Below are 4,606 nucleotides of genomic sequence, written 5' to 3'. Positions count from 1 at the left end.
CCTGCATCGACCAGCCAATGATTTTACGGGAAAACAGGTCGACCACTACCGCAAGATATAACCAACCTTCATGTGTTCTAACATACGTAATATCTGTCACCCAGCGTTCATCCGGTGCCATCGGGTTAAATTGTCTCTGGAGCTTGTTGGGTGCCACAATGCTCGCTTTTGTACGATCTTGGACTGTGATAACCGACTTGAGCCTTTATTCCTGCACCGTGCATCAGACGCCAGACCCGGTTCGCCCCACACTGTTCACCCGTATCGCGTAAATCCAGGTGAATTTTGCGATAGCCATATACACACCCAGATTCAAGCCAAAACTGCTTAATCAGCCCGGTCAGCTTCTGGTCTGTGTGGTATCGCCGTGAATGGGGCTGCTGAAGCCAGGCATAGAAACCACTCGGATGAACATCCAAAACACGGCAGAGCAAACGAACCGGAAAGTCACGACTGTTGTCACGGATAAAGACGTACCTCAGTCGGACAGCTTTGCGAAGTACGCCGCTGTAGATTCAATCTGTCAACGCAACACCCTTTTCAATTCTTTCTGGAGCCGTCGGATCTCGGCCTGAACATCTGACTGTTCCTGATTGGCCGAAGAATCTGGGCCATACTTCTTTATCCACGCATAAAGACTGTGAGTGGTGATATCAAGGCGTGTTGCCACGCTTGCAACGGAATGACCACGATCAACAACCTGTTTGACCGCTTCAATTTTAAACTCGTCGGGATAACGTTTACCGCTCATGGGCACCTCATTTTTAAGCCATTTTAAATGACTCTGAGGTGTCTAACAAACCAGTAGCGATTCAATGTTGGCTGCCATTGCCAGAAAGGACTATGAAGACCGAAGACGCCGCCAGGCGCAAGGCATCAGTAAAGCGAAAACCGAGGGCAAATACCGGGGCAGGGTAGCCGATGTGCAGAAACACGAGCTGATACGTACACTGCGCCTGGCTCACGGTAAATCCTTACGTGAAACAGCTCGTCTGGCCGGCGTTTCTAAAATGACGGTTATCCGGGTCTGCAATGCTCAGAAGGTGGAACCGGAGACCGGCAATACCCGGAATAAATAACCGGGATGACTTCCTGGCAAACAGACTCAGGTGGCGTGGTAACATATGCCGGTTATTTTTCAGGGGCAGGACTGATGAGAAAGAAAAGCTGCACACCCACTCCCCACGATGCCACGTTCAGGCAGTTCCTGACGCAGCCGGATATTGCCAGGGATTTCATGGAAATCCACCTGCCTGCGGAACTCCGCGCAGTCTGCGATCTCAGCACGCTGAAACTGGAATCCGGCTCGTTCGTTGAGGATGATCTGCGCCAGTATTTCAGCGACGTGCTCTACAGCCTGAAAACTTCTGCCGGCGATGGATACATTCACGTTCTTGTGGAGCACCAGTCGATGCCCGACAGGCATATGGCCTTTCGCCTTATCCGCCATGCAGCGTCATCTCGACGCGGGCCATAAGACACTGCCATTGGTGATACCGGTGCTGTTCTATACCGGTAAACGCAGCCCGTATCCGTACTCCACCCGATGGCTGGATGAGTTTGACGATCCGGCTCTGGCTGGAAAACTCTACAGCAATGCTTTCCCGCTGGTTGATGTGACCGTCATTTCGGATGATGAAATCGCCGGTCATCGCAGTATGGCTGCTCTGACGTTACTGCAGAAACATATTCATCAGCGGGACCTGGCAGAACTGGTCGATCGGCTGGCTCCCATTAAGACGCCGGATAGATTCAAGCAAGCCAACTTATCGTCGAAATCGGTGTTGCAAAAACGGGAGTGACCATAGATTCCGTTTTCCAAGCGGACCCCATCTCCGGCTCAGGCAGCCCGCCATGCCTTATTGAAAACCCAGTTGGCTGAAAGCAAAGAACTTTGTCTGGCAACGTTATTTAAACGGTCCCCTACTTACAACGCGCTTACAATGTAAAACGTAAATGTTGACGGAGATCAAATTATTAATTTCACATCTATTGATATTAAATTTTGTATCATTTGAAATGTTTAGCATTACAACAAATAAAAAAACAATACGCTAAAATTAAATATAAAAAAAATCAAAAAAAACATAATTTTCATCTGTTTTTATACGCATGCAGATAATTCTGGAATCTCTGCTATTATCAATAATGTTACAAGTAAAATTTGGTTAATGCTCACGTTGGTTGGGTGTTGTGAGTTTGGCCTATTAAAAAATACGGTAATATATAGTACAGAAATAATTTTCCAATTGGAAAGGTTATTCTTTTTTCGAGAAAGAAGTTCCTAATTGAACGTCGGTTAGGCAGGGCACTAAACTGGCAACCGATAGGTGAAGTCATGCTGAACACGTAATGGGAAATACAGGCAGCCTAAATTAACCAGAGTACCAACTAATTTGTCACTTACCGTAACACAGAGTAAACAACCTTATTAGTTAGTTACTGTTAAATTAACCTTTTAAAGGGATAGAGAAACTATGACATTAACAACAACTTTACCTATCGGAACTATTATTATTTTTTTCGGAAATGAAATACCTGATGGGTGGCTATTGTGCGATGGTAAAAATGGAACCCCTAATCTTATAGATAAATTCATATTAGGTGGAGGAATAAATAATGTGGGTGCTGGAAGTGAAAAAGAAATAATAAAGAATGCATCGGACGGCGTATACAGAATAAAACAATACACTGAATTTTCAGAGTCAAATATAAGTGTGGAAGTTTTAGAACATAGCTTATCTATTAGCGAACTTCCTAATCATAATCATAAGCAGGGAGACATCTATGATATAAATTATGCATTCGGTTTTGGTTATTGGAACGTTCCATTAAAAGATAGCTGGATAAATGGTGGAGCACTGAATAATACAAAGAATAATCGTGTAGCTCCTATTACTGAGTCTGTCGGTGGCAGTAAAGGGCATTCACATAAAGTAGAGTTTAATGATAAAACTCACAGGCATGATGTCGATATAATGCCACCATATTTTATACTTGCATACATAATGTACAAAGGCTTATTAAATAAATAACATTTTGCATCTGTGACAAAATCTCATAAAATATAGAGATTATATTCATAGCACTTTTTTGACGGATGGTGTATGATATGAAACTAAAAATTTATATGTATTTTTTATTTTTCTAGTTACATTCCATGCTCATGGAACTACTGCTCCGTTTGGTGAATCTAGAATAGGTCAGGAAACAGACTGTGCGTCATCATTTAAAGGTAATTTTTATAAAAATGCTATAATTGATGGGCTTTATGTTTTTTCAGGTGGAGATAAAATCCATGTGTATATAAGTGGAAAATCTAACCATCTGTACATTTACAATGTAAGCAGTAGCTCTTCTTATATATATGATCTTCTTAAAACATCTTGGTTGGCAGGAATAACAGTGGATATTTGCTATAGTGCTTCCGATGAAATAAAATTTATTTCATTAATGAATAAACAATGAAAACAGCATGTTTTTATTGCTGGTAAACTTACGTTAATCTTTGTGTGGTATATATGAAAAATAAAGCACATGCATTCGGCACAAATAATAGCCAATTGTTATTGTTATTGTTATTGTTATTGTTATTGTTTTCAGTATCCTCTTATGCGACAGTGAAAGATTGCACGCCGGATAAAGTCTTTACTATGGATTTTAACAAAAAAATAAGTGGTATTATAACCATGTTACGAGCAAATATAGATGGATATTGTCACTGTATGGTTACTTATCTCACAAGAAATGCTGATGCTAGGTATGATAACACTGTAGAGCAATTAGGAATATGGAAATGTAATAGCTATTCTGGGTTGGCTATGTTTAATATAGCTATGGAGTCGATGACGACGAGAACTCGCGTTGATGTTTTATTTGACAAATCCGACGATAATCCAAAAGAGATAAAAGCTATTACGTTAGATCAAGAAAAACCGTAAAAATAATAAATCCATTGAGTGTGCTTATATACTATTTTTTGTGATCTAAATCAACAATGCTTTTTTAGGTTAATTACGATATTACTTTAATATAGGTTACATTGTTCATATTGATTTTTAAAATTATGTAATTTTTTGGTTGAGCGTTTTTGGTTATTAGTGTCTGTGTTTGTTTGGTATCAATTAGCTATTCTTATGAGATGGTATTTGATTGAATTATTATTTAATAAAATAAAAATGGAAATTTCTAAATACACCTTAGTGAATTCACATATACATATAATGAGGTTACACATGAAAGCACTAAAAAAAATACTATTTTTATTTTTAATAGCAATGTTTTCATCATTGGTATACTCCCTCCCAGTGAAAAAGGTTTATAGAGGTGATAATCGACCTCCCGAAGAGGTTTTTAAGAATGGTTTTTCTTCATGGTCAGAGAGTGGAGATAATGGTGTAAATATTAACTTCAATGCTCATGTTCTTGGCTTATCTGGAAGAAGGGCCGCTATTGGAACCAGAAATGATGCATTTATACCTACAAGTTCCAATCCACAAATAGCCAGAGGTTTTTCATATGATCTAATGGATATAGCGGAAAATAATGTTGCTTATCTTTACACAATAAGAGCTACCGAAGATTTCTATTCAGTTTCAGATACGAT

The 4,606-nt window shown here is 39.8% G+C and carries 2 protein-coding genes and 4 pseudogenes; 5 read left to right on the top strand and 1 reads right to left on the bottom strand.

Translation table 11 applies throughout. The features are described from left to right. A pseudogene (locus J5224_RS23445) lies at window positions 1–751 on the bottom strand (IS3 family transposase); the annotation flags it as partial. 64 nt (window positions 752–815) lie between these two features. Here J5224_RS23445 and J5224_RS23440 point away from each other — a divergent pair. The 5 genes and pseudogenes from J5224_RS23440 to J5224_RS23420 form a co-directional block, all read left to right on the top strand. Continuing rightward, window positions 816–1,079, top strand: a pseudogene (locus tag J5224_RS23440) (serine recombinase); the annotation flags it as partial. Window positions 1,080–1,153: 74 nt separating this feature from the next. Then, window positions 1,154–1,736, top strand: a pseudogene (locus J5224_RS23435) (Rpn family recombination-promoting nuclease/putative transposase); the annotation flags it as partial. Between the two features lie 741 nt (window positions 1,737–2,477). Next, window positions 2,478–3,035, top strand: coding sequence for a phage tail protein (locus J5224_RS23430; protein ID WP_264627643.1), 558 nt, complete (start codon window positions 2,478–2,480; stop codon window positions 3,033–3,035). Window positions 3,036–3,521: 486 nt separating this feature from the next. Next, window positions 3,522–3,941: a hypothetical protein gene (locus tag J5224_RS23425; protein ID WP_264627642.1), complete on the top strand. Its 420-nt coding sequence runs from the start codon at window positions 3,522–3,524 to the stop codon at window positions 3,939–3,941. A 294-nt stretch (window positions 3,942–4,235) separates the two neighbouring features. Continuing rightward, window positions 4,236–4,606 (top strand): annotated as a pseudogene (locus tag J5224_RS23420) (hypothetical protein); the annotation flags it as partial.

This window comes from Candidatus Symbiopectobacterium sp. NZEC135, from assembly GCF_025962695.1.
Note: the sequence above shows the minus strand (reverse complement) of the source record. Positions and strands in the feature narration are given on the sequence as shown.